This is a genomic window from Variovorax sp. 01T432 (assembly GCF_056398605.1).
In genome coordinates this window covers 134,048-160,997 of sequence record NZ_JBFTPS010000007.1, presented here as the reverse complement: position 1 = coordinate 160,997, position 26,950 = coordinate 134,048, and the positions used below count along the sequence as shown (strand labels likewise).

Sequence of the window (26,950 nt, the reverse complement as noted above, 5' to 3'; positions counted from 1 at the left end):
CTTCAGCCGGCTGCGGCTTCGCTCGCCGCGGCACGCAAGGTGCGGCGCAGCAACGGGATCTTGAAATCGTTGTGGCCGTAGCCGCGCGCGCCCGCGAGCACGCCGTCGGCCGCGCGGTTCCATGCGGCTTCATCGACCTTCGCACCGGTGAGCGTCGCCTCGACCGCTTCCACGCGCCAGGGCTTGTGCGCAACGCCGCCGAAGGCCATTCGCGCCGAGCGGATCCGGCCCTCCGATGCATCGACGACGGCCGCCACCGACACCAGCGCGAATGCATAGGAGGCGCGGTCGCGCACCTTGCGGTAGACATGGCGGCCGGGCACCGGCGCGGGCAGCGTCACCGCGGTGATCATCTCGCCCGGCGCGAGGCCCTCGATGGTCGTGAGCCGCTGCCCGTCGTGCATGACCGCCAGGGTGAGGCAGGCGTCGATGCGGCGCCCCTCCACGAGCACGGTGCAGGCGCCGCACTGCTCGTGGTCGCAGCCCTTCTTCGATCCCGTCATGAGGAGGTTCTCGCGCAGCGCATCGAGCAGCGTGGTGCGCGTGTCGACGGTCAGCCGCTGGACCTTGCCATTGATGTGGAGTTCCACGGCCATGCGCTGCGGCGGGAGTTCGGCCTCGTTGGGCGCGGGGGCGCTCGACTGCGCGGCCGCGGTGCCCACTGCCTGGACCGCGGCGAAAGCCGCGCCGGTCTGGAATACGGCACGGCGCGTGACGGGCCACTTCGAATCGTCCGCTTCGGGCGTGGAGGGCGCTTGCATGGAGACTCCTTGGGCCGCCCAATGCGGCCGCATGCATTCAATGCATTCCGAGAGCAGCACCCTAGGAACGCGGCGGCCGCGCATGTATTCACTGGCGCGCCGTCCTTCTGTAGGCGCAGGCCCACGCATGCCACATGGGTGTAGAAAGCAGGTCCAGCCTCCCGCCTTAGTGCCTTCATGATCACCGTCCACCATCTCGACAACTCGCGCTCCCAGCGCGTTCTCTGGCTGCTCGAAGAGCTCGAACTGCCCTATGAGATCGTCCATTACCAGCGCGATCCGAAGACGATGCTCGCGCCGCCCTCCCTGCGCGCCGTGCATCCGCTCGGAAAGTCGCCGGTGGTGACGACCGATGACGGACTCACGCTGGCGGAATCGGGCGCCATTGTCGAAACGGTAATCGAGCGCTACGGCAATGGCCGCCTCGCGCCGGCGGCGGGCACGCCCGAGGCCTTGCGCTATCGCTATTGGCTTCACTTCGCCGAAGGCTCGGCCATGCCGCCCCTGCTGCTGAAACTGGTGTTCGACAAGATCGAGAAATCGAAGATGCCTTTCTTTGCCAGGCCGATCGCCAGGGCCATCGCGAGCAAGGCGAAGGCGGGCTTCATCACGCCGAACATCACGAGCCACCTGGACTTCATGGAAGGCGAACTCGGCAAGACCAAATGGTTCGCCGGCAATGCGTTCTCGGGCGCCGACATCCAGATGAGTTTTCCGGTCGAGGCCGCGGCGGCGCGAGGCGGCCTCGATGCGAGCCGCCCGCGGTTGATGGCGTATCTCGAACGAATCCATGCGCGCCCCGCCTACCAGCGCGCCCTGGACCGCGGCGGCCCCTATGGCTTGTTGAGCTGAGTGGGCGCGCGCATCAGTTCGGCCAGAGATGCAGCAGTGCGGCCGTCATGGTGATGTAGCGCGCGAACTTGCCGATCGCCATGTAGGCCACGCACGGCCAGAATGGCAGCTTCAGCCAGCCGGCGACCGCGCACAGCGGATCGCCGACGATGGGCAGCCACGCGAGCAGACAGGCCTTCGGGCCCAGGCGCTCGAGCCAGCCGAGCACGCGCAGGTGGTGCTTGGAATGCGCGTACTTGTCGGCCACCTTGTGCGCGCCATAGCCCATCCACCAGTCGAGCACGCCACCCAGGGTGTTCCCGAATGTCGCCACGCCGATCGCGGACCAGAACATGTCGGGGTTGAGCTTGAGCAGGCCGAACAGGATCGGCTCGGATCCGACCGGCAGCAAGGTCGCCGAGACGAATGCGGCGACGAAGAGCGTGCTGAGCCCGTACTGCGGTAGCGCGAGAAGCGAAAAAAGAGAGTCGAGCCAAGCTTGCATGTGCGCTGGAGTATAGAAAGGAGCGCGCAGCGCAAGGGTCCGCGGCGCTCACCGGATAGCAAAAAAGGTTTCAGCAACCGGGCCGTGGCGCCGCTACAATCGTGCCTCATTTTTCAGCAGCCCTGGGCGCGCTACCTCCCTTCATGACCTTGCACATCGGCCACATCGCGCTGGAGAACCGGCTGTTCGTCGCGCCCATGGCGGGCGTCACGGACCGGCCTTTCCGCATGTTGTGCCGCGAGCTCGGGGCCGGCTACGCGGTGAGCGAGATGGTCACTTCACGCAAGGAACTGTGGGCCACGCTCAAGACCTCGCGCCGCGCGAATCATGAAGGCGAGCCCGGCCCTATTTCGGTGCAGATCGCCGGCACCGACGCGGCCATGATGGCCGAGGCCGCGCACTACAACATCGATCGCGGCGCGCAGATCATCGACATCAACATGGGGTGTCCGGCGAAGAAGGTCTGCAACAAATGGGCCGGCTCCGCGTTGATGCGCGACGAGCCGCTGGCGCTCGAAATCGTCGAGGCGGTGGTGCAGGCCGCGGCGCCGCACAAGGTGCCCGTCACGCTCAAGATGCGCACGGGCTGGAGCGAGGATCACCGCAATGCGGTAACGCTCGCGCGCCGTTTCGAAGAGGCCGGCGTGCAGATGCTGACCGTTCATGGCCGTACGCGCGAACAGGGCTACAAAGGCCATGCCGAATACGACACCATCGCCGCCGTCAAGGCGGCGGTGCGCGTGCCGGTGGTTGCCAATGGCGACATCGCATCGCCCGAGAAGGCGCGTGAAGTCCTGGCCCTGACAGGCGCGGACGCCGTGATGGTCGGCCGTGCCGCGCAGGGCCGGCCGTGGATCTTCCGCGAGATCGCGCATTTCCTTGCGACCGGCACGCACCTTGCACCGCCGCTGGTGGCGGAGGTGCGCCGTCTCATGCTTGAACACCTGCAGCAGCACTACGCGCTCTATGGCGACTACAGCGGCGTTCGCACCGCGCGCAAGCACATCGGCTGGTATGTGCGCGCGCTGCCGGGCGGCGAGGCGTTTCGCGGCGCGATGAATGCCATCGAGGACTGCGACTCGCAACTGCGCGCGGTCGGCGCCTTCTTCGACACGCTGGCGACCCGGATGGACCGCATCCCGGCCGGCGGCGAAGAAGCGCCGGAGCCGCAGGACGAGCAGTCGGCGGGTGCGCTTGCCTGAGAAGAACGGAACGAGAGAGAACCGCAGAGAAGAAGAGAAGAGTGCCATGAGCAAGAAACACATCGAAGACTGCGTACGCAGCAGCCTGGACAGTTATTTCCGCGACCTTCGCGGTACCGAACCCGACGGCATGTACGAGATGCTGGTGCGCGTCGTCGAAAAGCCCTTGCTCGACGTCGTGATGACTCGCGCCGAGGGCAACCAATCCAAGGCCGCGCAATGGCTCGGCCTGAACCGCAACACGCTGCGCAAGAAGCTGGTCGAACACAAACTGCTGAAGTAACCATTGATGAACGCACTGATCTCCGTTTCCGACAAGACCGGCATCCTCGAATTCGCACAGGCGCTTCACGCGCTCGGCGTCAGGCTGCTGTCGACCGGCGGCACCGCCAGACTGCTGGCCGACGCCGGCCTGCCCGTCACCGAAGTGGCCGAACTCACCGGCTTTCCGGAGATGCTCGACGGCCGCGTCAAGACACTGCATCCCAAGGTGCACGGCGGTCTTCTGGCGCGGCGCGATGTCCCGGCGCACATGGCGGCGCTGAAGGAACACGGCATCGACACCATCGACCTCCTGGTGGTCAATCTCTACCCCTTCGAGGCCACGGTCGCCAAGCCCGGCTGCACCCTCGAGGACGCGATCGAGAACATCGACATCGGCGGGCCGGCCATGGTGCGCAGCGCCGCGAAGAACTGGAAGGACGTCGGCGTGCTGACCGATGCGGCGCAGTACCCGCAGGCCCTCGCCGAACTGAAGGCGGATGGCAAGCTGAGCGACAAGACGAAGTTCGCCTTCTCCGTTGCCGCCTTCAATCGCATCAGCCAGTACGACGGCGCGATCAGCGACTATCTTTCGAGCATCCAGGAAGACCACACCCGCTCCCTCTTCCCTTCGCAGAGCAATGGCCGCTTCGTCAAGCTGCAGGATCTGCGCTACGGCGAGAACCCGCACCAGCAAGCCGCGTTCTACCGCGACCTGCATCCCGCGCCGGGCTCGCTGGTGACGGCCAGGCAATTGCATGGCAAGGAGCTCAGCTACAACAACATCGCCGACGCCGACGCGGCGTGGGAATGCGTCAAGAGCTTCGGCACGCCGGCCTGCGTGATCGTGAAGCATGCGAACCCCTGCGGCGTCGCCATCGGCCAGGACCCGCACGAGGCGTACAGCAAGGCCTTCAAGACCGATCCCACCTCGGCCTTCGGTGGCATCATCGCCTTCAACCGGCCGCTCGACGGCGCCGCCGCGGAAGCGGTGAGCAAGCAGTTCGTCGAAGTGCTGATGGCGCCCGGCTATGCGCCGGATGCGCTGGAAATCCTGAAGAAGAAGGTCAACGTGCGCATCCTCGAGATCGCATTGCCGCCCGGCGGCCCCACCGACTGGGACAACGGCCGCAATGCCATGGACATCAAGCGCGTCGGCTCGGGCCTGTTGATGCAGACGGCCGACAACCGCGAGCTGTCGATCGACGAGCTCAAGGTGGTGAGCAAGAAGCAGCCGACGCCGCAGCAACTGGAGGATCTGCTTTTCGCCTGGAAGGTTGCGAAGTTCGTCAAGAGCAACGCCATCGTGTTCTGCGCCGACGGCATGACGATGGGCGTCGGCGCCGGCCAGATGAGCCGGCTCGATTCGGCGCGCATCGCGAGCATCAAGGCGCAGCACGCTGGCCTGTCGCTGCAGGGCACGGCGGTGGCGAGCGACGCCTTCTTTCCGTTCCGCGACGGACTCGATGTCGTGGTCGATGCCGGCGCGGGCTGCGTCATCCAGCCGGGCGGCTCGATGCGCGATCAGGAGGTGATCGATGCGGCCGACGAACGCGGCGTCGTGATGGTGCTCTCAGGTGTTCGCCACTTCAGGCATTGAATTATTCGCCGCTCGTGAAGCGGTATTTCAGCTGGAAGCTAATGGCCCCGTAGAGGCGGTTCCCGATGGTCGGAATGACGGCCACGTTGAGGCCCCAGTTCTTGCCTTCGATGGCGGCCGTGGGGATCAGCGCCGGGAACCAGCCGCCGTTGAAGGCCTTCGGGTAGCCGTCGAAGGCGCCTACCACCGCACCGAGCTTCACGCCGTGGAGCTCGACGGGCATGACGTACATGCCGAAGTAGTTGGAACGTTCCCTGTCGCTGTTGCGGAACATGCCGGCGGTGAGCGAATAGGTGCTGCTCAGCGGGTATTCGACGCCGATCCCGGGGTTGGCATCTTCCAGGCCCTTGTTGCGGTCGTAGTGGTAGGAGTAGAAGCCGGCGTTGATCCAGGTCTTGCCGATGTCGAACTCCGCGAAGGCCAGGCCCGGCAGCAGGCCCAGCCAAGGCAGAAGCTTTCGGAACCTCACGAACTCAGAGCGTAGCGAAGATCTGGCGCGCGGCTTCGATGGTCGCGGCGATGTCCTCGTCGCTGTGCGCGGCGCTCACGAAGCCGGCTTCGTACAGCGCCGGCGCGATGTAGACGCCACGGTCCAGCAGGCCGTGGAACAGCAGATTGAACCTGGTGTTGTCGGTGGTCATGACTGTGGAGTAGTTCTGCGGCAGTTTGTCGAGCAGGAAGAAGCCGAACATGCCGCCCTCGCTGTCGGCGCTGAAGGGCACGCCTTCGGCGGCGGCGGCGGACTTGAGGCCCTCCACGAGCATGCGCGTCTTTTGTGACAGTGCATCGAAGAAGCCGGGCCTGGACACTTCCTTGAGCGTCGCGAGGCCGCAGGCCGTCGCCACCGGATTGCCCGACAGGGTGCCGGCCTGGTAGACCGGACCCATCGGCGCGAGCTGTTCCATGATCGCGCGCGGTCCGCCGAAGGCGGCCAGCGGCATGCCGCCGCCGATCACCTTGCCCATCACGGTGAGGTCGGGCGTGATGCCCAGCACGCCCTGTGCCCCTTGCAGGCCGACGCGGAAACCCGTCATGACCTCGTCGAACACCAGCAGCGCGCCATGCTGTGTGCACAGTTCGCGGCAGCGCCGGGCGAAGGCGGCGCTCGCGCGCACGAAGTTCATGTTGCCGGCGATGGCCTCGATCATCAGGCACGCGATCTCGTGGCCATGCAGCGCGAAGGCTTCTTCGAGCTGCGCGACGTTGTTGTATTCGAGGACGAGCGTGTGCTGGACGACCTCCGGCGGAACGCCGGCCGAGGTCGGATGGCCGAACGTGGCGAGGCCCGAGCCCGCCTTGACCAGCAGCGCGTCGGCATGGCCGTGATAGCAGCCTTCGAACTTGATGATGTACTTGCGGCCCGTGGCACCGCGGGCGAGTCTCAGGGCGCTCATCGCGGCTTCGGTGCCCGAGCTCACGAGCCGCACCATCTCCATCGATGGCACGAGCGCGAGGATGGCCTCGGCGAGTTCGACTTCGCGCTCCGTCGGCGCACCGAAGGAGAAGCCGTCGACCACGGCGCGCTGGACCGCTTCGACCACCGCGGGATGCCCGTGGCCCAGGATCATCGGTCCCCAGGAGCCGATGTAGTCGATGTAGCGCTGATCGGCCGCATCCCAGAAGTAGGCGCCCTTGGCGCGCTTCACGAAGCGCGGCGTGCCGCCCACGGCCTTGAAGGCGCGCACCGGTGAGTTGACGCCCCCCGGAATGACGGCGCGAGCGCGCTCAAAAAGAATGTCGTTCTGATCCATGTTGCATCCAGCGTGGGTGTGTATCGAAGGGGCGGGGGGTAGGCAAAGCGACACGAAGTGCGCGCAGCCTGGGGGCGAGCAACATTTCAGTTGTCCAGCACGCCATCGCGCGACCCGCGACGCATGAAACCGACGCGGCCCAACGCCAGGGATACCGCGGAAGCGGCTTTGCCGGGCCGCCGGTATCGCCCCCTTGAGGGGGAGGCGCCGCAGGCGCTTCGGGGGTGTTTCATCCTAGTGTCGGGTGTCGTGCGGAGGCAGGGCAAAGTCGGACGAGGAAGGAGGCTCGTCATCGCCATTGTCGTCGTCCTCCTCCGGCTGAGCCCAGAAGAGGCGGTCGGGCAGCACATGACCCATGCCGGGCCGGAAGCCGGCGTCGAGGCAGCGATCCATGTAGCTCAGCGCTTCGCTGGTGGCCGCGACGAGGTCGGTGCCGCTGGCGAGCAGCGCGGCGAGGGCGCCCGAGAGCGTGTCGCCCGCGCCTGCGAACACGGCATCGAGGCGCTCGTACTTCTCGCTGGCAAGGACCGCCTGCGGCGAGGCCAGCACGTTATCGATGAACTGCTCGGGAAGGACCATGCCGGTGACGAGGGTGTAGGGCACGCCGAACTCGCCGGCCGCCTTGGCGATGTCGCGCGCGGTGGGCGGACGTTCGCCGGCCCAGTCCGGAAGCAGCCAGCGCCACAGCGTGCTGTGGTTGCCGACCAGCACGGTGGTCTGCGGCAGCACCAGTTCGCGGAATGCGTCCAGATAGGCCTCGATCTGGTTGTCCTCCCACCAGGAAAGATTGGGCATGTAGGCCACCACCGGCACATCGGGATAGTCGGTCGCTGTCTCGGCGACGGTGCTCAGGTTCTCGGGCGAGCCCACGAAGCCGACCTTGATGAGCTGCACCTCGACGTCTTCGAGAATGGCGCGGGCCTGCTCGGCAACAGCCTCTTCATCGAAGGCAAAGTGATCGAAAATCTCCGCTGTGTCACGCGCATAGGCGCCGGTGACCACCGGCAGCATGTGCGCCCCCACCGAGGCCATGGCCAATGCATCGCTGCCGAGGCCGCCCGCGCCGCTCGGATCGCTTGCATTGAACACCAGCACGCATGGCGGATTCGATTCGCCCTGCGAGGCGGATTCGTCTTCTGAGGGGTCGGTAAGATCGCTCACTTTGCTGTTGTGCTCTGATGGTAGTAGGGAAGTGCTCATACGCCTGTCAGGGCCCAGCCGATGGTGGCATATCCGAGACGGTTATCACGCGATTTGTTGATACGTTTGGATACCATCGTTGCATTCTATGAACAGGGACCTTAAGCTGCGATGAATACGAAAACCTGGATGTGCCTGATTTGCGGGTGGATCTACGACGAATCGGTGGGAGTGCCCGAAGATGGTATTGCGCCAGGCACCGCATGGGCAGATGTCCCGATGAACTGGACCTGTCCCGAATGCGGGGCGCGCAAGGAAGATTTTGAGATGGTAGAGATCTGAAGCATGGCATAGGGCCACGCTTCCTGCGCTCCTTCGGGGTGCAGTGGTCATAGTGTCACAAGGAGCGGTTGTCCAATGAGCACGAATGGATCCGGTTACAAGGTGCTCGTCATCGATGACAGCAACACCATTCGCCGCAGCGCCGAGATCTTCCTCAAGCAGGGGGGTCACGAAGTTCTCCTGGCGGAGGATGGATTCGATGCCCTGTCGAAGGTCAATGACCACAGGCCGCATCTGATCTTCTGCGACATCCTGATGCCACGCCTCGATGGCTATCAGACCTGCGCCATCATCAAGCGCAATGCCCATTTCTCCAACGTCCCTGTCGTGATGCTCTCGTCCAAGGACGGCGTGTTCGACAAGGCGCGCGGCCGCATGGTCGGCTCGCAGGACTACCTCACCAAACCTTTTACAAAAGACCAATTGCTGCAGGCCGTGCAGCAGTTCGGCATCGTTCAGCAGGAAGCGCAGTAATGCCCATTCAAAAAGTGCTCGTGGTCGACGATTCCAAGACGGAACTGGTTTTCCTGACCGACCTCCTCCAGAAGAACGGCTTCTCGGTGAAGACCGCCGAGAACGCGGATGACGCGATGCGCCGGATCGAGGAAGAGCAGCCCGACCTGATCCTGATGGACGTCGTGATGCCCGGGCAGAACGGATTCCAGCTCACCCGCGCGATTGCCCGCAATCCTCAATATGCATCGGTGCCGATCATCCTGTGCACCAGCAAGAACCAGGAAACCGATCGCCTCTGGGGCATGCGTCAAGGCGCCCGCGACTACATCGTCAAGCCGGTCAATGCGGCCGAGCTGATGGCGAAGATCAAGGCGCTCGCCTGATCGCGCGGATTTCCCGTCCATGGCCAACCGCGACGCTCTACGCGCTTTCCAGGCCCGGCTAGCCGGCCGCCTTCAGGCGGCGCGCACATCGGGCGTTTCCGCATCGTGGCTCGCCGTCGAGGCGGGCGACGCGAAGTATCTTTTCCCGCTCGGCCACGCTGGCGAGATCTTTCCATGGACGCCCCCGCAGCCGGTGTCCTACACCGAGCCGTGGTTCCTGGGCGTCGCCAACCTGCGCGGCGGCCTCTATGGCGTCGTCCAGCTTTCGACTTTCGCCTCCGGAAAGGCGCCGACGCAGGCACTCGGCGAAGCGGCGCGCGCCCAGTCGCGCCTCGTCGCGCTCAATGAGATGCTTGAAGTCAACTGTGCCTTGCTGATCGACCGGCTGATCGGTCTGCGGGGTGTGGATGCCTTCGTCGATTCGCAGCAGCCTGGCGGTGATGCCGCGCCCTGGTTCGGCCATTTGTACACGGACGCCGAGGGCGGTCAGTGGCAGGAAGTGAACCTGCAGGCGCTCTCGCAGCACCCCCCATTTTTGAGCATCGGCGCCTGAGCGATTCGCCGGCGCCGACACAACCTGAAGGAACGACCGTGAGCTCGATCGCTGACAAGTTCAAGAAACTCCTGCCCGTGGGCGGCGACGGCATGACGGTGCGCGCCGACAGCGCCGCCACCCTTTCGCTCGACAATGGCGAAACCCTGCAGCCCGAGGAAAATGCCGTGCCCATGCGCCGTGATTCATCCCCAGCACCGGCATCCGCTGACGTCGCTTTCGAGTCGACGCTCGCGAGCGAGGAAATTGCGCCGCTTGCGCAGGCCGAGCCCCATGCCGATCGGTCGGCTCCGCCCGATGCCGTCGGCGCGGCGCCGCCCTTGCGCTCGAACCCGGCGCGCCAGCAGCGCGTGCTGGCGATCGTGCTCGCGGCCGTGGTGCTCTTGCTGTTGCTGGTGGCGGGCTCGGCCATTCTTCGCGCCGAACGTCTCGCTCAGCAGGTGGCGGCCACTGGCCAGTCGCTCATGCAGTCGCAGCGGCTCGCCAAGTCCGTGTCGCAGGCGCTGGTGGGCAACGTCGCCGCCTTCGCGGAAGTCAAGGACAGTTCGGACGACCTGACGCGCCGCGTGCAGGGTCTGGCGAACGGCGACGACGCACTCAAGCTGGAACGCGTCGGCAGCCAGTACGACAGCGAACTCGCCAAGATCACGCCGCTCGTCGAGCGCGCCGACAAGAGCGCGAAGGCCGTGCTGGCACAGCAGCAGATCCTGACGCAGGTCGGCAACGCGCTTCGCGACATCAATCGCCAGTCTTCCGATCTGCTCGAGATGACCGAGACCGTGGCTTCCCTCAAGATGCAGCAGAACGCCACGCTGCCGGAGATCTCCGCGGCCGGTCAATTGGTGATGCTGACGCAGCGCATCGGCAAGTCGGCCAATGAGTTCCTCACTGTCGAGGGCGTGAGCCCCGACGCCGTGTTCCTGCTCGGCAAGGATCTGAACACCTTCCAGGAAGTCACGCGAGGCCTGCTCGACGGCAGCGCCCAGCAGCGCCTGCCCGGCACGCGCGATGCGCAGACGCGGCAGCAGCTCGACACCATCCTCAAGACCTACGAGCAGACGCGCACCCAGGCGGGCGCCATTCTGGGCAACCTCCAGGGCCTGGTCGCCGCGCGCGAGGCGCAGGCCGCCATCCTCGCGGACAGCGAACCCCTGCGCACCTCGCTGGGCGACCTGCAGGAAAAACTGTCGGCGCGTACCGGTCTGGGCGCGGGCACGGTGGTAATGCTCTTCGTCCTGTCGCTGGCCGCGCTGGCGCTGGCCGGCGCCATCGGCTTCGTGCAGGTTCGCGAAGGCCGCGAACGCGCCCTTGCCGCCGAACGCGAGCGTCTTGAAGCCGAGCGCATGAGCGAGGACGCCAGCCGCGTCAACGCCGCCAACCAGGCTGCGATTCTGCGGCTCATGAACGAACTGCAGACCGTCGCCGAAGGCGATCTGACGCAGGAAGCCACCGTGACCGAAGACATCACCGGCGCCATCGCCGACTCGGTGAACTACACCGTGGAAGAACTTCGCCTGCTGGTGGGCAACGTGCAGAACACGGCCACGCGGGTGGCCCAGACGACCGCGCAGGTCGAAAGCACCTCGACCGAGCTGCTCGCCGCATCGACCGAACAGCTTCGCGAGATTCGCGAAACCGGCCAGTCGGTGCTCACGATGGCGGAGCGAATCAACGGCGTGTCCTCGCAGGCGCAGGAGTCGGCAACGGTGGCGCGCCAGTCGCTGCAAGCCGCGTCCTCGGGCCTGCAAGCCGTGCAGAACGCCATCGGCGGCATGAACTCGATCCGCGACCAGATCCAGGAAACCTCCAAGCGGATCAAGCGCCTCGGCGAATCCTCTCAGGAGATCGGTGAAATCACCGAGCTGATCTCGGACATTACCGAACAGACCAACGTGCTGGCGCTGAATGCAGCCATTCAGGCGGCATCCGCCGGTGAAGCCGGTCGCGGCTTCTCGGTGGTGGCGGAAGAAGTGCAACGGCTTGCGGAACGCTCGGCCGACGCCACGCGCCAGATCTCCGCGCTGGTGAAAGCCATTCAGACCGACACCCAGGATGCGGTCGGCGCCATGGAGCGCTCCACGCAGGGCGTGGTCGAAGGGGCCAAGCTTTCGGACAACGCCGGTACCGCGCTGTCGGAGATCGACCGCGTGTCGCGCCGCCTCGCCGATCTGATCGAGCAGATTTCGCAATCCGCCTCGCGCGAAGCCGATTCCGCCAATGTCGTGGCGGCCAATATCCAGCACATCTTTGCCGTGACCGAGCAGACGGGCGAAGGCACGCGCACGACGGCACAGCAGGTGCGCGAGCTCTCGCACATGGCGGAGGAATTGCGCCAATCGGTGTCCCGCTTCAAGATCGCCTGAACGTCCCGAACGCCGAGCACCGAACGTGTCGATCCCAACCCCCGCCACCGCCGCCCCCGCAGCCGCAGCCGGATATGCGCCGGCGACCGAAGACCTCGGGCCTCTGGCCTGGGTCCTCGGCGAGATCCAGAAATCGCTCGACGGCGTGAGCAAGACGCTGCGGCGCTTTGCGCGCGAGGCGGGCACGGGGCCGGATGTCGACCCCACGCCCTTGCGCCTGGCGCGCCAGCAGCTCCACCAGGCGGTCGGCGCGCTGCAGATGGTGGGCCACGCGCCGCCCGCGCTCGTTCTGGGCGCGATGGAGTTCGCGGTCCAGAGCTTCATCGCGGAGCCGAGCCGCTGCACCGAGGCCGCCGTCCAGAAGATCGACCGTGCCGGCTTCGCCGTCGCCGATTTTCTCAACGCCCTGGTCGCGGGCAAGACGGTGTCGTCCGTCGCCCTGTTTCCGCAGTACCGGGAAGTCCTCGAGCTCGTCGGCAACGAGCGTGTCCATCCCGCCGATCTGTGGAGCATGGCATGGCGCTGGGTCGAGATCCGGCCTGCCCCGACCCAGACGGCATTGGTCTACGACCCCGCCGTCCGTTCCAAGCTCGACCGCGAAGTGCTCAAGGTCGTCAAGAACGGCGACGATCAGGCCGCCCGGCGTCTGCACGCCTTGTGCCTGGGGTTGGGGCGCGGCGCCTCGATTCCGAGAGTCTCCAGCTTCTGGACGCTCGCCGCCGGCTTCTTCGAGGCCCTGGCATTGGCGCTCATTCCCGCCGATGCCCACGTCAAGCGCGCGGCCTCGCGCGTGCTCCTGCAATACGCCACGCTGGCGCGCGGGGACAACACCGTTTCGGACCGGTTGGGGCAGGACCTGCTGTTCTTCTGTTCCCAGGCTGTTCCAGATTCGCGCGACGAAGCCGCCACGCTGCGGTCCGTCCGCGTCGCCTGGGGCGTCGCCAACGAGCAGGCCGTTGACTACACGATCGAGCAGTTCGGTCGCTTCGACCCGTTGGTGCTGGCGCAGGCGCGCAAGCGCATCGAGGCCGCCAAGGAAATGTGGTCGGCGCTCTCCGGCGGCGACGTCTCGCGCACCCGGCAGGTGGCCGACACCTTCGCCCAGCTCGGCGAATCGCTGCAGAAGCTGCATCCGCCGAGCCTGCCGATGGCGCAGGCGCTTGGCAACGCCGTCGATGCCTCACTGAAATCCGGCGAGCCGCCGTCGACCGAACTGGCGATGGAAGTCGCGACTTCGGTCCTCTACCTCGAAGCGGCCTTCGAAGACCTCGATCCGCACGATCGCCAGCTCACGGCCCGGACCGTGCAACTGGCCGGGCGCATCGAGCGCGCGCGCGACAGCGGCCGCTCGGAGCCGCTCGAGCCGTGGATGGAAGAGCTCTACCGCCGCGTGAGCGACCGCCAGACGATGGGGACCGTCGTCGGTGAGCTGCGCAGCCACCTGAGCGAACTCGAAAAGTCGCTCGACCAGTTCTTCCGCCGTCCGACAGAGAAGGCGCTGCTGCGCACCGTGCCGACCCAGTTGCTGCAAATGCGCGGCGTGTTCTCGGTGCTGGGCCTCGACCAGGCCGCGCAGACCGTGCTGCGCATGCGCGAGAACGTCGACCAGCTCCTGGGCGAAGAATCGACCGTCGGGCAAGTGCAGGCCTTCGACTCGCTCGGCAACAACCTGGGCGCGCTGGGCTTTCTGATCGACATGCTCAGCTACCAGCCGGCGCTGGCGAAGCGGCTGTTCGTCTTCGATGCCGAGGCTGGCGAGCTCAAGCCTCTCATGGGCCGGCAGGCCAGCGACAGCGCCGCGCCCGAAGCGGCGCCTTCTTTCGCATCGGCCTCGGGGCCGGTGTCGGTCGCCAACACCGTTCTGAGTGTCGAGGAGGTTGACGCCCAGATCGCCGCCAAGCTGGCCGCGCTTTCCGCGCCGAACCGCAAGGCGCCCGTGACCCCGATCGAGGAGTTCAGCCGCGCCACCGCGAGCTGGACGGCCAAGATCACCGGCCCGGCGCCGCTGGAAGGCCTGCCCGACACCGAGGTGACGGAGCTCGAGGAAGACGACCTCCAGAACATCTTCCTCGACGAGGCGCGCGAGGTGCTGCACAACGGCCTCGCTGCCGTCTCCGTGCTCGCCACCCGCCCGGACGACGGCGGCGAACTGACCGTGCTGCGGCGCGCATTCCACACGCTCAAGGGCAGCTCCCGCATGGTGGGGCTCATGGATTTCGGCGAAGCGGCCTGGGGCTTCGAGCAGGTACTCAACACCTGGCTGGCCGATCAGCGCCCGGCCACGCCCGAACTCGTCGCCGCCACGCGCAAGGCCCTGGTTGATTTTGCGAAGTGGGTCGAGGCCATCGCGACGAACGAGCCCCACAACTGGCAATCGGCGCCCTTCCGCGCCATGGCGGAAGCCTTGCGCTCGGGCGAGCCGATCGCGCCGATGCGCATGGCCGACGCCGACGCGCTCGTTGCCGCCGCGCGCCATATTGCCGGCGAAGGGAGCGAAGTGAAGGCCGAGGCGCCAGCCGCTCTCGAGCCCTTGCCGCTGCTGCTGCCTGATCTTCCGGACCTCAACCTCGTGGCGCCCGCCGCGCCGCGTGACGAAGCGCCGCCCATGCCGATGGTGGCGCCATCGGACGACGATGTCTCCACCGTCTGGTCCGGCTTGCACGAGCCTTCCGCGAGTGTGCAAGAGGAACCCGCGCAGCCGCGCCAGGCTGCCTCCGCCCTCGACGACGATTTCGCATCCACCGATTTCCTGGATTTCGATGGAAAGCCGGCGCCCCGGCCGGAAGAACCACTGGATCTGGGCGAGCTCGAGGACCTAAACTTCCTCGAGACCGCGCACGCCTCGATCGAGCCCTCGCTTGCATGGCCCGCGACGCCGAGCGTCCAGCCCGAGCCCGAGCCCGGACTCGTGGTCGACTTCGAGATCGACGCGTCCTTGCCGGTCTCGACGGCTCCGCCCGAGCCTGAACTCGACATCGAACTGGCGATGGTGCCCGAGGCCGAACCGCGGCAGGAGCCCGAGCCGGAACTCGCGCCGGAGCCGGCACCCGTGCCCGAATCGGTCACGGAGATGGAAGCCGCCCCCCCGGCGCCAGCCGAGGCGGCGCCGACCTTGCTCGAACTTCAACCGGAAGCCCAGGCGCCCGCGCCGGCCGCCGACGCGGCGCCCGTCGAGGAGGAGCGCTCGCCGACGCCGAGCGCCGAGGAGCAGGTCAAGGTGATCGGGCCGCTGCGCATCGGCATTGCGCTCTACAACGTCTACATCAACGAAGCCGACGAATGGTCGCGGCAACTGGGGGTTGAAGTCGGCGAATGGGCGCTCGAATCCTATGAGCGGGTGGCCGATTCGACCATCGGCCTGGCGCATTCGCTCGCGGGCAGCTCCGCGACGGTCGGATTCCACAGCCTGTCGGGCATGGCGCGCTCCTTCGAGGCAGCGCTGCAGCATCTGCAGCGACAAGGCCGGGGCACGCCGGCGCAGGGCGCGGTGCTGGTTGCCGCGGCGGAAGAAGTGCGGCGCCTGCTGCACCAGTTCGCTGCCGGCTTCCTGCGCGATCCCGCGGACGAGCTGCTGGTGGCCTTGCGCGATGTGGCCGCCTCCCAGGCGCCTTTCGAAGCCATCGAAGCCCCCAGCGGCGTCTCGCGCATCATGCGCGACGCCATGGCCGACGTGGCGCTCGACGATGCGGAGGACGCCGTCGACGTGGCCGATGCCGTCGACCTCGACCTGTTCCCCATCTTCGAGGAGGAGGCGGCGGAACTGCTGCCGCAACTCGGCAGCGCGCTGCGCGACTGGGCGCAGCGCCCCGACGACGCCGCGCCGCGCGCTTCCACGCTGCGCACGCTGCACACCCTCAAGGGCAGCGCCCGGCTGGCCGGCGCGATGCGCCTGGGCGAGCGTGCGCACCGCATGGAATCCGAGATCGAGATGATCGGCTCGGAAGGTACCGATCGTCATTCGGTCGAACAGCTCCTCGTGCGCTTCGATGCGTTGCAGGCGACTTTCGACGCGCTGCGCGCCGCCGATGATGCGAGGCAGATGGAACTCGCGCAGCGCGCGGTCGCTGCGACCCCGGCGCCCGGCGCGCCTGAACCCGAAGCAGTGCCCGAGGCCGTTGTTGCGCACCCGGCCGAAGCGGTCGTGGCCCCGCCCGAGGCCCCGCAGCCGGCGGCGGACCGCCGCGCCGTCGCTCTGCCTTCACCGTCGGCGCTGGTGCCGCTGCGCGCCATTTCGAGCCAGGCGGTGCGCATCCGCACCCACCTGCTCGATCGCCTGGTGGCCCAGGCCGGCGAGGTGATCATCACCCGTTCGCGACTCGAAGCCGAAATCGGCCAGCTGCGTAATTCGCTCGGCGACCTGACAGGCAACCTGGATCGCCTGCGCCAGCAGCTGCGCGACATCGAGGTGCAAGCCGAAAGCCAGATGCAGTCGCGCCTGGCACAGGCCAAGGATTCGCAGAAGGGCTTCGACCCACTCGAGTTCGACCGCTTCACGCGGGTGCAGGAACTCACGCGCATGATGGCCGAGTCGGTCAACGACGTGGCGACCGTCCAGCGCACGCTGCAGAAGACCGTGCAGGCGACCGAAGACGACCTGAGCGCGCAAGCACGCCAGACGCGCGAACTCCAGCGCGGCCTGCTGCGCACGCGCATGGTCGAATTCGAAGGCATCTCCGAGCGTCTGTACCGCGTGCTGCGGCAGGCTTCCAAGGACACCGGCAAGCAGGTGCGGCTCGACATCGTCGGCGGCTCCATCGAGATGGACCGCGGCGTGCTCGACCGCATGACGCCCGCCTTCGAGCATCTGCTGCGCAATTGCGTGGCACACGGCATCGAGAGCGCGGCGGTCCGCGAGCAAGCCGGCAAGGACCCGAGCGGCCTGATCGTCATCGAACTTCACCACGAAGGCAACGACGTATCCGTCAGTTTCCGCGACGATGGCGGCGGCTTGAACTATGAGCGCATCGCGGCGCGCGCCTTGCAGCTCGGCCTGATCGCCGAAGGCAGGCAGCTCACGCCCGAGGAAGCCGCCGAGATGATCTTCCAGCCCGGCTTTTCGACGGCCGAGCAGGTCTCCGAACTGGCGGGTCGCGGTATCGGCATGGACGTGGTGCGGGCGGATGTCGCGGCGCTCGGCGGCCGCATCGAAACGCTGAGCCGACCGGGCCAGGGCACCACCTTCAAGCTCGTGCTGCCGCTGACGACTGCCGTCACTCACGTGGTCATGCTGCGCACCGGCGCCACTTCGATCGGCGTGCCGTCCAGCCTGGTCGAACTGGTGTTGCGCGCGGGCAGCGCCGATCTCGAGACGGCCTACCTGAACCAGCGCTATGCCTTCGGCGGCGAGCAGGTGCCCTTCTTCTGGGCCGGCGCCTTGCTGCAGTCCTCCCCGCGCAGCGAGCGCCCGCTGGGCAAGGCGAACACCGTCGTCATCGTGCGAAGCGCCGCGCAGCGCGTGGCCTTGCACGTGGACGAAGTGCTGGGCAACCAGGAAGTCGTGGTCAAGAATCTCGGTCCGCAGCTTTCGCGCTTGCCGGGGATGGCTGCCATCTCGGTGCTGGCCTCGGGTGCGGTGGCGTTGATCTACAACCCGGTGGCGCTTGCCGCGGTCCATGGTGACAAGGCACGCGAATTCCAGGCCGCCGCCGGTCCTTCGGTCTCGCAGGGCGTGCGTTCCCCGGTGGCCCGTGCGGTCGCGGATGTCGAGCCGCAGGTGCCGTTGATCCTGGTGGTCGACGACTCGATCACGGTGCGCCGCGTCACGCAGCGCCTGTTGCAGCGCGAGGGCTACCGCGTTTCGCTCGCCGCGGATGGTCTGCAGGCGCTCGAGCGGCTCCAGCAGGAACGGCCCGCCGTCGTGCTCTCGGACATCGAGATGCCGCGCATGGACGGTTTCGACCTGGCCCGCAACATCCGCGCCGACGCATCGCTGGCCGACCTCCCGATCATCATGATCACCTCGCGCATCGCCGAGAAGCACCGCGACCACGCGCGCACGCTGGGCGTCAATCACTACCTCGGCAAGCCCTACTCGGAAGACGAGCTGCTGCGCCTGGTGCGCAACTACACCAGCGTCCAGGCCATGGCGGCATAAAGAGCTCACCCCCTCGGGGTTACTTCGTGACTCCATAGCGGTGCAGCGTGCGCTCGCGCGCCTCGGCGTGGTCGACGATGGGCTTGGGATAGTCCTCGCCCAGCCGGATACCAAGCGCTTCCAGTTCCACCGGCTTGAGCGTCCACGGCGCGTGAATTCCGCTGTCGGGGAGTTTCGCCAGTTGCGGCAGGTAGCGGCGAATGAACTTGCCCTCGGGGTCGAAGCGCTGGCTCTGGGTGACGGGGTTGAAGATCCGGAAGTAGGGCTGCGCGTCGCAGCCGCTCGAACTCGCCCATTGCCAGCCCCCGTTGTTCGACGACAGCTCGAAATCATTGAGGTGCTCGGCGAAGTAACGCTCGCCGCGGCGCCAGTCCAGGCCCAGGTCCTTGCACAGGAAGCTGGCCACCACCATGCGCAGGCGGTTGTGCATGTAGCCGGTCTGGTTGATCTGCGCCATCGCCGCGTCGACCAGCGGATAGCCGGTCCGTCCCTTGCACCAGGCGTCGAACAACATGTCGGCATGCTTGCCGTGATGCCATTGGATCTTGTCATAGGCCGGCCTGAAGCTGCGCGACACGCCGCCAGCGGCCACGTGGGGGTAGTGCGCCAGGATCTGGAAATAGAACTCGCGCCAGATCAGTTCGCTGAGCCATGTCGCGGCGCCCGCGTTCCCCTGCAGCGTCAGCTGATACGCCACGCCGGCGAGCGCGCGGATCGAGATGGTGCCGAAGCGCAGATGCACACCCAGGTAGCTCGGGCCGCGCACGGACGGGAAGTCACGCGCCGACTGGTAGCGGTCGATGCGCTGGAGGAAGTCTTCGAACAGGGCGGCGGCGCCCTGGCTGCCAGTGGGAAGCTCCAGCTCGGCAAGATTGGTCTTCTCGAAGCCGATGTCCGCGAGCGCGGGTACCGGCGCACGGAACTTCTCGGGCGACGCAATGAGCGCATCGGCATAGCCGCGCACCGGATAGGGCTTCAGGTAGAACGCGTCCACCTTGGCAAGCCAGGCCCGCTTGTAAGGGGTGAAGACGGTGTAGGGCTGGCCGGCCTGGGTCAGCACTTCTTCGCGCTCGAAGATGGCCTGGTCCTTGTACGTGTGGAAGGCGATGCCGGCGTTGGCGAGGGCGCCCAGCGCCTGGGCGTCGCGCTCGAGCGCACCGGGCTCGTCGTCGCGGTTCGCATAGACGGCCTGCACTTCGAGTGCCCGCGCGAGGGTGGCGATCTCGTCCTCGGCCACCGCGTGGCGCACGATCAGGCCGCCGCCCAGCGATTCCAGCTCGGCCTGGAGCTCGATCAGCGACTCGCGAATGAATTCGACACGACGGTCCGCGCGCGGCAAGGCGTCGAGGATCCGTCGATCGAAGATGAACACGCACAGCACCTGCCGGCAGGCGCGCAGGGCCTGGAAGAGCGCCGCGTTGTCGTCCAAGCGCAGGTCGCGCCTGAACCACATCAGACCCTTGGGATAAGTTTTGTCGACGGCCAGTAAAATCGGCGGCATGGCCCCCGATTCTGCCCCGATGAACCTCACGCATCATTTTCTGATCGCGATGCCGGGCCTGGAAGACAAGGCCTTCAGCCGCAGCGTGGTCTACCTTTGCGAGCACAGCGAGCGCGGCGCGCTGGGCCTGGTGATCAACAAGCCCAGCGACATCAATCTCAAGGTGCTGTTCGAAAAGATCGAACTCCACCTCTCGCGCCCCGAGCTGGGCAGCGCGCCCGTGTTCCAGGGCGGGCCGGTGCAGACCGAGCGTGGCTTCGTGCTGCACGAACCGGTATTCGCCGATGCCGACAGGCCGAGCGAATCCGTCTACGCCTCGACCATGACCATTCCGGGCGGGCTGGAAATGACCACCTCGAAGGACGTGCTGGAGGCCATGGCCACCGGCTCCGGCCCGCGCAAGGTGCTGGTGTCGCTCGGCTACGCGGCCTGGGGCGAAGGCCAGCTCGAATCCGAACTGGCCGAGAACAGCTGGCTCACCGTGGTCGCGGACCCGGCCGTGATCTTCGACACGCCGGTCGAGCAGCGCTACGACAAGGCGCTGTCGCTGCTGGGCCTGGAGGCCTGGACGCTCTCGCCCGATGCGGGGCATGCATGAATAAGGCTCGCCCCCAGGCTGCGCGCATTTCGTGTCGCTTCGCCTTCCCCCGACCGGGGGCGGGCCGGCCGCTTCGGGCGGCCGTGCGCGGCGGCCCCCTGGGGAGGGCACGTTCGGGCGCGGGGCGGCCGTCTTGCGGATGGGGTTGGGCGGGTGGGGCGCGTCGGTGAGCGGACTGGCGATGTCGGGCGACGACACATCTTCCGCCGCTGGCGCCACCCCTGTTCCTTCGCATTTCCAAAGCTTCCTGGGCTTCGACTTCGGCCAGAAACGCACGGGCGTCGCGAGCGGCAACCGGCTGCTGCGAACGGCGACGCCGCAGGCCACCATCAAGGCCGAGGGCGACGCGCGCTTCGCGCAGGTGGAAGCCCGCATCCGCGAGTGGCAGCCCGACGCCCTGGTCATCGGCGTGCCCTATCACCCCGACGGCGCGCCCCATGACAACACGCGCGCCGCCCAGCGCTTCGCGCGACAGCTCAGGGGCCGCTTCCGGCTGCCCGTCTACGAGGTCGACGAGCGCTACAGCACCACCGAGGCGCTGGCCTCGGGCGCGCGCGATGTCGACGCCGCGTCGGCGTGCATCATCCTGGAGCAGTTCTTGAGGAGCCTGCCGTGAATCCGATCCCCGACGCCGAAGCGCTCTACCTCGAACTGCTGCGCGGCGTGAAACCCCTGATGCGCGAGAACACGCGCCTGGTCGGCATCACCTCCGGCGGCGCCTGGCTGGTCGAGCGGCTGCAGAAAGACCTGGGCCTGCCCGGCGCGCCCGGCGTCATTTCCTCGGCCATGCACCGCGACGACTTCGCGCGCCGCGGACTGACCGCCAGCGCCCACACCACGCTGCCCTTCGACGTCAACGGCGCCGACGTGCTGCTGCTCGACGACGTGCTCTACACCGGCCGCACGATCCGCGCGGTGCTCAACGAACTGTTCGACTTCGGCCGGCCAGCCTGCGTCCGGCTCGCGGTGCTGGTCGATCGCGGTGGGCGGGAGCTGCCCGTGGCGGCGGATTTCGCCGCCGCGCGGCTGACGCTGCCGGCCTCGCAGTCGCTCGCGCTCGCCCGCGACGACAAGGGCGCCCTCAGCCTGCAAGTGGAGGAAAGCAACTGATGCTCTACAAGCGCAACCCGCAACTCAACAAGAACGGCGAACTGATCCACCTTCTGTCCATTGAAGGCCTGCCCAGGGACATCGTCACCCACATCCTCGACACCGCCGTCAACTTCACCAGCGTGAGCGACCGGGAGGTCAAGAAGGTGCCCTTGCTGCGCGGCAAGAGCGTGTTCAACCTGTTCTTCGAGAACTCCACGCGCACCCGCACCACCTTCGAGATCGCGGCCAAGCGGCTGTCGGCCGACGTCATCAACCTCGACATCGCACGCTCCTCCGCGACCAAGGGCGAGTCGCTGCTCGACACCATCGCCAACCTGAGCGCGATGGCGGCCGACCTCTTCGTCGTGCGCCACGGCGAATCCGGCGCGCCCTACCTGATCGCGCAGCACGTCGCACCGCACGTGCACGTGGTCAACGCGGGCGACGGGCGTCACGCGCACCCCACGCAGGGGCTGCTCGACATGTACACCATCCGCCACTACAAGAAGGACTTCGCGAACCTCAGCGTCGCGATCGTCGGCGACGTGCTGCATTCGCGCGTCGCGCGCTCGGACATCCACGGCCTCACCACGCTCGGCTGCGCCGAAGTGCGCGTGGTCGGCCCCAAGACGCTGGTGCCCGCCGACATGGCGCAGATGGGGGTGCGTGTGTGCCACACGCTCGAAGAGGGCATCCGGGACTGCGACGTCATCATCATGCTGCGGCTGCAGAACGAACGCATGAGCGGCGCGCTGCTGCCCTCGTCGCAGGAATTCTTCAAGACCTACGGCCTCACGCCCGAGAAGCTCCAGCTCGCCAAACCCGATGCCATCGTGATGCACCCGGGGCCCATCAACCGCGGCGTGGAGATCGACTCCGCCGTGGTCGACGGCCGCCAGAGCGTCATCCTGCCGCAAGTCACCTTCGGCATCGCGATCCGCATGGCCGTCATGAGCATCGTCGCGGGGAACGAAGCATGAGCAATGTCCTGATCACCAACGGCCGCGTCATCGACCCCGCCTGCGGCCTCGATCGCCAGGCCGACGTGGCGCTGGCCGACGGCAAGGTCTTCGCCATCGGCGACGCGGGCAGCGACTTCCGCGCCCACCAGACGCTCGATGCGCAGGGCTGCCTCGTCGTCCCTGGCCTGGTGGATCTCGCCGCCCGGCTGCGCGAGCCCGGCTACGAGCATGAAGGCATGCTGGAGAGCGAGATGGCCGCCGCCGTCGCCGGCGGCGTCACCAGCCTCGTCTGCCCGCCCGACACCGACCCCGTGCTCGACGAGCCCGGCCTGGTCGAGATGCTCAAGTTCCGCGCCGAGAAGATGCGGCGCGCGCGCCTCTTTCCGCTCGGCGCGCTCACGCGCGGCCTGGCCGGCGAAGTGCTCACCGAGATGGTCGAACTGACGGAGGCCGGCTGCATCGGCTTCGGCCAGGCCGATGTCGCGCTCGGCAACATCCAGGTGCTGCAGCGCGCCTTGCTGTACGCCAGCACCTTCGGCTACTCCGTGTGGCTGCGGCCGCAGGAGCGCGATCTCGGCCAGGGCGTCGTCGCCAGCGGCCCGCTCGCGACGCGGCTCGGGCTGTCCGGCATCCCGGCTGCCGCCGAAACCATCGCCATCTTCACGATCATCGAACTCATGCGCAGCACAGGCGCGCGTGTGCACCTCTGCCGCCTGTCGAGCGCGGGCGGCGTCGCGCTGGTCCGCGCGGCCAAGGCCGAAGGCCTGCCGCTCACCTGCGACGTCAGCATCAACTCGCTGCACCTGGTCGATACCGACATCGGTTTCTTCGACAGCCGCGCGCGGCTCCAGCCGCCGCTGCGCCAGCAGCGCGATCGCGATGCGCTCTCGGCCGCGCTGGCCGACGGCACCATCGACGCGCTGGTGTCCGACCACACGCCGGTGGAGGCAGACGCCAAGACCCTGCCCTTCGCCGAAAGCGAACCCGGCGCCACCGGGCTCGAACTGCTGCTGCCGCTCGCGCTGCAATGGGGCGAGCGCAGCGGCGCCGGCCTGGCGCGCGCGATCGAGGTCGTGAGCGCGGCGCCTGCGAAGCTGCTGGGCGCCCATGCCGAAGGGGTGGGGCAGCTGGCGGTGGGCGGGCCGGCGGACATCTGCATCGTCGACCCCGCGCTCGAATGGCAGGTGCGCCCCGGGGCGCTCAGGAGCCAGGGCAAGCACACGCCCTTCGGCGGCTATGCGCTGCGCGGTCAGGCGCGCTTCACGCTCGTGGGCGGCCGCCGGGTGCACGGCTAGGCCGATACTCCGGGCGATGCATTTCCTGACCGTCTCCGTGAAGCTGCTGCGCGCCCTGACGCACGCGTTCGGCGGCTGGTGGACCATCCGCACGAAGTTCCCTCGCCTGTCCGTGGCCGAGCGCGAGTTGCACGTGCAGCAGTGGGCGCGCCGGATGCTGACACTGATGGGCATCAGCCTCACCGTGCAGGGCACGCCGCCCGAGCAGGGGCCGATGCTGATCGTGTGCAACCACCTGTCGTGGCTCGACATCCTCACGATCCACGCGGCGCGCCATGTGCGCTTCGTCTCCAAGTCGGACATCGGCGGCTGGCCGGTGATCGGCACGCTCTCCAACGGCGCCGGCTCGCTCTACATCGAGCGCGAACGCCGCCGCGATGCGGTGCGCGTGGTGCATCACATGGCCGAGGCGCTGCGCGCCGGCGACCTGATCGCCGTGTTTCCCGAAGGCACGACGAGCGACGGCCATACCCTGCTGCCCTTCCACGCCAACCTGCTGCAGGCCGCCATCTCGGCGGGGGCGCCGGTGCAGCCGGCCGCCATTCGTTTCGCCGACGCGGCCACCGGCGAAACCAGCCATGCGCCGCGCTACATCGGCGACGACACCCTGGCGGCCTCGCTCTGGAACACGCTCAAGGCGCCGCCGCTGCTGGCGATCGTGCGCTTCGGCGAGCCGCAGCCCTCGGCCGGGCGCGATCGCCGGGCCTGGGCGCAGGCGCTGCACGGCGACGTGCAGACGCTTCGCCGCGAGACGCACTGAACCCTCGCACGCAAAAAAGCGCCCCCGAAGGGGCGCTGTACAACGGCGCTGGGTAGCGCCGGGAGGAGGAATCGTCGCTCAGAAAACCCCGAAGACCTTCAGTCCGATGATCACGATGAGCGGCACGCCGCAGAGCCACAGGACGATACTTTTCATGAGGGTTCTCCGGTTGGTGTGTGTGCGTTCAGCCTAGCCGCCCGCTCGCGTGGCGATTGCCGGATAACGCAATCGGAGCGCGTGGGCCACTGCCTACAGGAAGCGCCCGGCGCGACAGGGCTACATCACCGTCGCATGCGGGTGCAGCGGGTGCGCCAGCGTGTCGGCGATCAGGCGCAGCGCGTGGTCGCACGCGTCGCGCGACATCGGGCCGCCGAGGCAGATGCGCACGGCCTCCGGCGGCGTGCCGTCGGTCGAAAAGGCCGCGCTCGCCACCACGCCGACGTTCTGCGTGCGCAGGTAGGAGGCGAATTCCACCGTGCTCCAGGCCGACGACAAGGGCAGCCAGAGATGGAAGCCTTCGCTCTGCGCCGCGATGCCGTAGGCGGCCAGGTGCTTGCCCGCCAGTCCCTGCCGCACCGCCGACTCGTTGCGCATCGCCTGCAGCATCGCCTCGGCCGTGCCGTCCTCGACCCACAATGTCGCGAGGGCGTTCGTGATGGGCGAAGCCATCACGGTGGTGGCGCGCAGGGCGCCCGCCAGGCGCTGCGACTGCCGCGCGCTGGGTGAGCGCACATAGGCGTTGCGCAGCCCCGCGCCCAGCGTCTTCGAGAAGCCGGTGATGTAGTAGGTCAGGTCCGGCGCGAGCGTGGCGATCGCGGGCGGCACCTGGCGCGGAAGCATCCCGTAGGCGTCGTCCTCGATGATCGGGACGGCGTAGCGCAGCGCGATGTCTGCCAGCGCTTCACGGCGCGCGCGCGAAATCGTCGCGGTGGTGGGATTGTTGAGCGTGGGGTTGCAGTACAGCGCCTTGGGCCGCAGCGTCCTGCAGGCATGCTCGAAGGACTCGCCCATCGGCCCCTCCTCGTCGAGCGGCAGCGCATGCAGCTGGATGCCCAGCTGCGTCGCGATGGCCTTCACGCCGGGGTAGGTCAGCGCCTCCACGCAGATGAGCTCGCCCGGCCGCGCGAGCTGCGAGAACAGGGCGGTCAGCACGCTGTGGATGCCGGGGCACACCAGCATCTGGTCGAGCCGGCAATCGGGCACGCGCGGCCGGATCCATTGCATGCCGGCTTCGCGGTCGCGCGGCGTGCCGCCGAAGTCCTGGTAGCGCAGCAGGTCGTACATGTTCGCGTCCGCCAGGATGCGGCTGGCGCTCTGGCGCATTCTGTCGAGCAGGGTCGCGTCCTGCGGCTCCGGCGGCAGGTTCATCGTCATCTCGGCGCCGCCGCCGCCGCGCAGCGGCAGGCTCGGGCTGCTGCCGCGGATGAAGGTACCGGTGCCCGAGCGCGAGTCGATCAGGCCGCGCTTGCGTGCCTCGGCATAGCCACGCGCGACCGTCGTGTAGTTCAGCCGCAGATCCGCCGCCAGGTCACGCAGCGTCGGCAGCTTGTCGCGCGCGGTCAGGCGGCCGGTGCGGATGTCGTCGGCGATCAGATCCGCCAGCAGGAGATAGGCCGGCTTGTCGCTGGTTTCCAGCCGCTTCTGCCATTGCAGGGTGGTCTTGTTCATGGCAGTTGATCGCATCCATTGATTGCATCGGGATGGGAAGTTGAACGCATGAAGCGTGCCGGGCTGCGAGGAGCGCCGTGCATGGATCGTGTGCATGAAGCGCCATTGATCGGGTGCATTGATCGCATGGCGAATGCATCAATCGAGTGCGAAACGAGCCGCCGCAAGCCCGCTGAAGCCCCTCGCGGCGGGTGCCGAAAAATTCTGCGTGGCGCCCGCGCCGCATCGCAGCTGATTGATCGCAGCTTGATCGCATCGAGCCCGTCGGGCAGTGGCACGGAGCGTGCGAATTCGGAGGGCGCGCAACCTCATTCATTCACACCTCTACCGGAGCAACCGCATGCCCAAAGTCACCAAACCCGCGAACCTCACCGGCGAACATCTCGTCGACTACGAAGAGAAAGTCTTCGAGGACGTGAAGGCCGAACCGGGCGAGAAAGCCCTGGTCACCTTCCACACGGTCGCGTTCGAAGGCTCCATCGGCTTCGTCAACCTGCTGCAGGCCACGCGCCTCAAGCGCAAGGGCTACGAGACCTCGGTCCTGCTCTATGGCCCCGGCGTCACGCTCGGCGTGCAGCGCGGCTTTCCGACGCTCGGCGACGAGGCCTTCCCGGGCCACCAGAACTTCAACAAGCAGATCACCAAGTTCATGGAAGAGGGCGGCAAGGTCTACGCCTGCCGCTTCGCGCTGCAGGCGCTCTACGGCCACGGCGAAGGCGCGCTGATCCCCGGCATCGTGCCGATCAACCCGCTCGACGTGCTCGACATCGTGCTGCTGCACAAGAAGGCCGGCGCGGTGATCCTGGACACCTGGACCCTGTGAGGCGGGCGC

General features: G+C 67.4%; 24 protein-coding genes. 17 read left to right on the top strand and 7 right to left on the bottom strand.

Annotated features, from left to right (window positions below):
• Positions 1-2: 2 nt before the first annotated feature.
• Positions 3-761: a 2Fe-2S iron-sulfur cluster-binding protein gene (locus AC1DNF_RS08525; RefSeq protein ID WP_478148132.1), complete on the bottom strand. Its 759-nt coding sequence runs from the start codon at positions 759-761 to the stop codon at positions 3-5.
• Between the two features lie 177 nt (positions 762-938).
• Between AC1DNF_RS08525 and AC1DNF_RS08520 the strand changes: the two genes are divergently transcribed.
• Positions 939-1,613, top strand: a complete 675-nt coding sequence (locus AC1DNF_RS08520; RefSeq protein WP_478148131.1) for a glutathione S-transferase — start codon at positions 939-941, stop codon at positions 1,611-1,613.
• A 13-nt stretch (positions 1,614-1,626) separates the two neighbouring features.
• On the opposite strand, the gene AC1DNF_RS08515 is transcribed toward AC1DNF_RS08520, so the two are convergent.
• Positions 1,627-2,097 carry a YqaA family protein gene (locus tag AC1DNF_RS08515; protein WP_478148130.1) on the bottom strand — a complete coding sequence of 157 codons (471 nt, stop codon included), beginning with the start codon at positions 2,095-2,097 and terminating at the stop codon, positions 1,627-1,629.
• A 143-nt stretch (positions 2,098-2,240) separates the two neighbouring features.
• On the opposite strand from AC1DNF_RS08515, the gene dusB reads away from it, so the two are divergent.
• From dusB to purH, 3 genes are read left to right on the top strand one after another with little or no spacing between them, the layout of a single operon-like run.
• Entirely contained in the window at positions 2,241-3,299 is a 1,059-nt protein-coding gene (gene dusB, locus AC1DNF_RS08510; protein ID WP_478148129.1) for a tRNA dihydrouridine synthase DusB, read from the top strand.
• A gap of 46 nt (positions 3,300-3,345) precedes the next feature.
• Complete coding sequence (locus tag AC1DNF_RS08505) at positions 3,346-3,582, top strand: Fis family transcriptional regulator (RefSeq protein ID WP_028249493.1); 237 nt, start codon at positions 3,346-3,348, stop codon at positions 3,580-3,582.
• Positions 3,583-3,588: 6 nt separating this feature from the next.
• Positions 3,589-5,160: a bifunctional phosphoribosylaminoimidazolecarboxamide formyltransferase/IMP cyclohydrolase gene (gene purH / locus AC1DNF_RS08500; RefSeq protein WP_478148128.1), complete on the top strand. Its 1,572-nt coding sequence runs from the start codon at positions 3,589-3,591 to the stop codon at positions 5,158-5,160.
• A 1-nt stretch (position 5,161) separates the two neighbouring features.
• Here purH and AC1DNF_RS08495 read toward each other — a convergent pair whose 3' ends face one another.
• From AC1DNF_RS08495 to thiD, 3 genes are all read right to left on the bottom strand, one after another.
• On the bottom strand, positions 5,162-5,629 hold the full coding sequence (locus AC1DNF_RS08495) for a hypothetical protein (RefSeq protein WP_478148127.1): 468 nt from the start codon (positions 5,627-5,629) through the stop codon (positions 5,162-5,164).
• Between the two features lie 4 nt (positions 5,630-5,633).
• The gene (gene hemL, locus AC1DNF_RS08490; protein ID WP_478148126.1) at positions 5,634-6,911 is read right to left on the bottom strand and encodes a glutamate-1-semialdehyde 2,1-aminomutase; all 1,278 of its coding nucleotides are present in this window, start codon (positions 6,909-6,911) and stop codon (positions 5,634-5,636) included.
• Positions 6,912-7,145: 234 nt separating this feature from the next.
• Complete coding sequence (gene thiD / locus AC1DNF_RS08485) at positions 7,146-8,111, bottom strand: bifunctional hydroxymethylpyrimidine kinase/phosphomethylpyrimidine kinase (RefSeq protein WP_478148125.1); 966 nt, start codon at positions 8,109-8,111, stop codon at positions 7,146-7,148.
• A gap of 111 nt (positions 8,112-8,222) precedes the next feature.
• Here thiD and AC1DNF_RS08480 point away from each other — a divergent pair, with 111 nt between their 5' ends.
• The 6 genes from AC1DNF_RS08480 (at position 8,223) to AC1DNF_RS08455 (ending at position 18,242) form a co-directional block, all read left to right on the top strand.
• Positions 8,223-8,393 (top strand): rubredoxin, encoded by a 171-nt coding sequence (locus tag AC1DNF_RS08480; protein WP_088955233.1) that lies wholly within the window; start codon positions 8,223-8,225, stop codon positions 8,391-8,393.
• Between the two features lie 75 nt (positions 8,394-8,468).
• Positions 8,469-8,867, top strand: coding sequence for a response regulator (locus AC1DNF_RS08475; RefSeq protein ID WP_478148124.1), 399 nt, complete (start codon positions 8,469-8,471; stop codon positions 8,865-8,867).
• The gene (locus tag AC1DNF_RS08470; protein ID WP_478148123.1) at positions 8,867-9,232 is read left to right on the top strand and encodes a response regulator transcription factor; all 366 of its coding nucleotides are present in this window, start codon (positions 8,867-8,869) and stop codon (positions 9,230-9,232) included. The genes AC1DNF_RS08475 and AC1DNF_RS08470 overlap by 1 nt, the downstream gene beginning before the upstream one ends.
• A gap of 19 nt (positions 9,233-9,251) precedes the next feature.
• Positions 9,252-9,785 (top strand): chemotaxis protein CheW, encoded by a 534-nt coding sequence (locus AC1DNF_RS08465; RefSeq protein ID WP_478148122.1) that lies wholly within the window; start codon positions 9,252-9,254, stop codon positions 9,783-9,785.
• 38 nt (positions 9,786-9,823) lie between these two features.
• Positions 9,824-12,148: a methyl-accepting chemotaxis protein gene (locus AC1DNF_RS08460; protein WP_478148121.1), complete on the top strand. Its 2,325-nt coding sequence runs from the start codon at positions 9,824-9,826 to the stop codon at positions 12,146-12,148.
• 25 nt (positions 12,149-12,173) lie between these two features.
• The gene (locus AC1DNF_RS08455; RefSeq protein ID WP_478148120.1) at positions 12,174-18,242 is read left to right on the top strand and encodes a hybrid sensor histidine kinase/response regulator; all 6,069 of its coding nucleotides are present in this window, start codon (positions 12,174-12,176) and stop codon (positions 18,240-18,242) included.
• Positions 18,243-18,261: 19 nt separating this feature from the next.
• Here the strand turns inward: AC1DNF_RS08455 and AC1DNF_RS08450 are convergent, their stop codons facing one another.
• Complete coding sequence (locus tag AC1DNF_RS08450; protein WP_478148119.1) at positions 18,262-19,743, bottom strand: cryptochrome/photolyase family protein; 1,482 nt, start codon at positions 19,741-19,743, stop codon at positions 18,262-18,264.
• Here AC1DNF_RS08450 and AC1DNF_RS08445 point away from each other — a divergent pair.
• The 6 genes from AC1DNF_RS08445 (at position 19,742) to AC1DNF_RS08420 (ending at position 24,450) form a co-directional block, all read left to right on the top strand.
• Positions 19,742-20,341 (top strand): YqgE/AlgH family protein, encoded by a 600-nt coding sequence (locus AC1DNF_RS08445; RefSeq protein ID WP_478148118.1) that lies wholly within the window; start codon positions 19,742-19,744, stop codon positions 20,339-20,341. The genes AC1DNF_RS08450 and AC1DNF_RS08445 overlap by 2 nt on opposite strands.
• 181 nt (positions 20,342-20,522) lie before the next feature.
• Positions 20,523-20,957, top strand: coding sequence for a Holliday junction resolvase RuvX (ruvX, locus tag AC1DNF_RS08440; RefSeq protein ID WP_478148117.1), 435 nt, complete (start codon positions 20,523-20,525; stop codon positions 20,955-20,957).
• Entirely contained in the window at positions 20,954-21,451 is a 498-nt protein-coding gene (gene pyrR / locus AC1DNF_RS08435) for a bifunctional pyr operon transcriptional regulator/uracil phosphoribosyltransferase PyrR (RefSeq protein WP_478148116.1), read from the top strand. The genes ruvX and pyrR overlap by 4 nt, the downstream gene beginning before the upstream one ends.
• Positions 21,451-22,413 carry an aspartate carbamoyltransferase catalytic subunit gene (locus AC1DNF_RS08430; RefSeq protein WP_478148115.1) on the top strand — a complete coding sequence of 321 codons (963 nt, stop codon included), beginning with the start codon at positions 21,451-21,453 and terminating at the stop codon, positions 22,411-22,413. Before pyrR ends, AC1DNF_RS08430 begins: the two co-directional genes overlap by 1 nt.
• Positions 22,410-23,690, top strand: coding sequence for a dihydroorotase (locus tag AC1DNF_RS08425; protein WP_478148114.1), 1,281 nt, complete (start codon positions 22,410-22,412; stop codon positions 23,688-23,690). The genes AC1DNF_RS08430 and AC1DNF_RS08425 overlap by 4 nt, the downstream gene beginning before the upstream one ends.
• 16 nt (positions 23,691-23,706) lie before the next feature.
• Complete coding sequence (locus AC1DNF_RS08420) at positions 23,707-24,450, top strand: lysophospholipid acyltransferase family protein (RefSeq protein WP_478148113.1); 744 nt, start codon at positions 23,707-23,709, stop codon at positions 24,448-24,450.
• A gap of 276 nt (positions 24,451-24,726) precedes the next feature.
• Here the strand turns inward: AC1DNF_RS08420 and AC1DNF_RS08415 are convergent, their stop codons facing one another.
• Positions 24,727-26,118 carry an aminotransferase-like domain-containing protein gene (locus AC1DNF_RS08415; RefSeq protein WP_478148112.1) on the bottom strand — a complete coding sequence of 464 codons (1,392 nt, stop codon included), beginning with the start codon at positions 26,116-26,118 and terminating at the stop codon, positions 24,727-24,729.
• A gap of 340 nt (positions 26,119-26,458) precedes the next feature.
• Here AC1DNF_RS08415 and AC1DNF_RS08410 point away from each other — a divergent pair, with 340 nt between their 5' ends.
• Complete coding sequence (locus tag AC1DNF_RS08410) at positions 26,459-26,941, top strand: MSMEG_0572/Sll0783 family nitrogen starvation response protein (RefSeq protein WP_478148111.1); 483 nt, start codon at positions 26,459-26,461, stop codon at positions 26,939-26,941.
• Positions 26,942-26,950 lie beyond the last annotated feature (9 nt).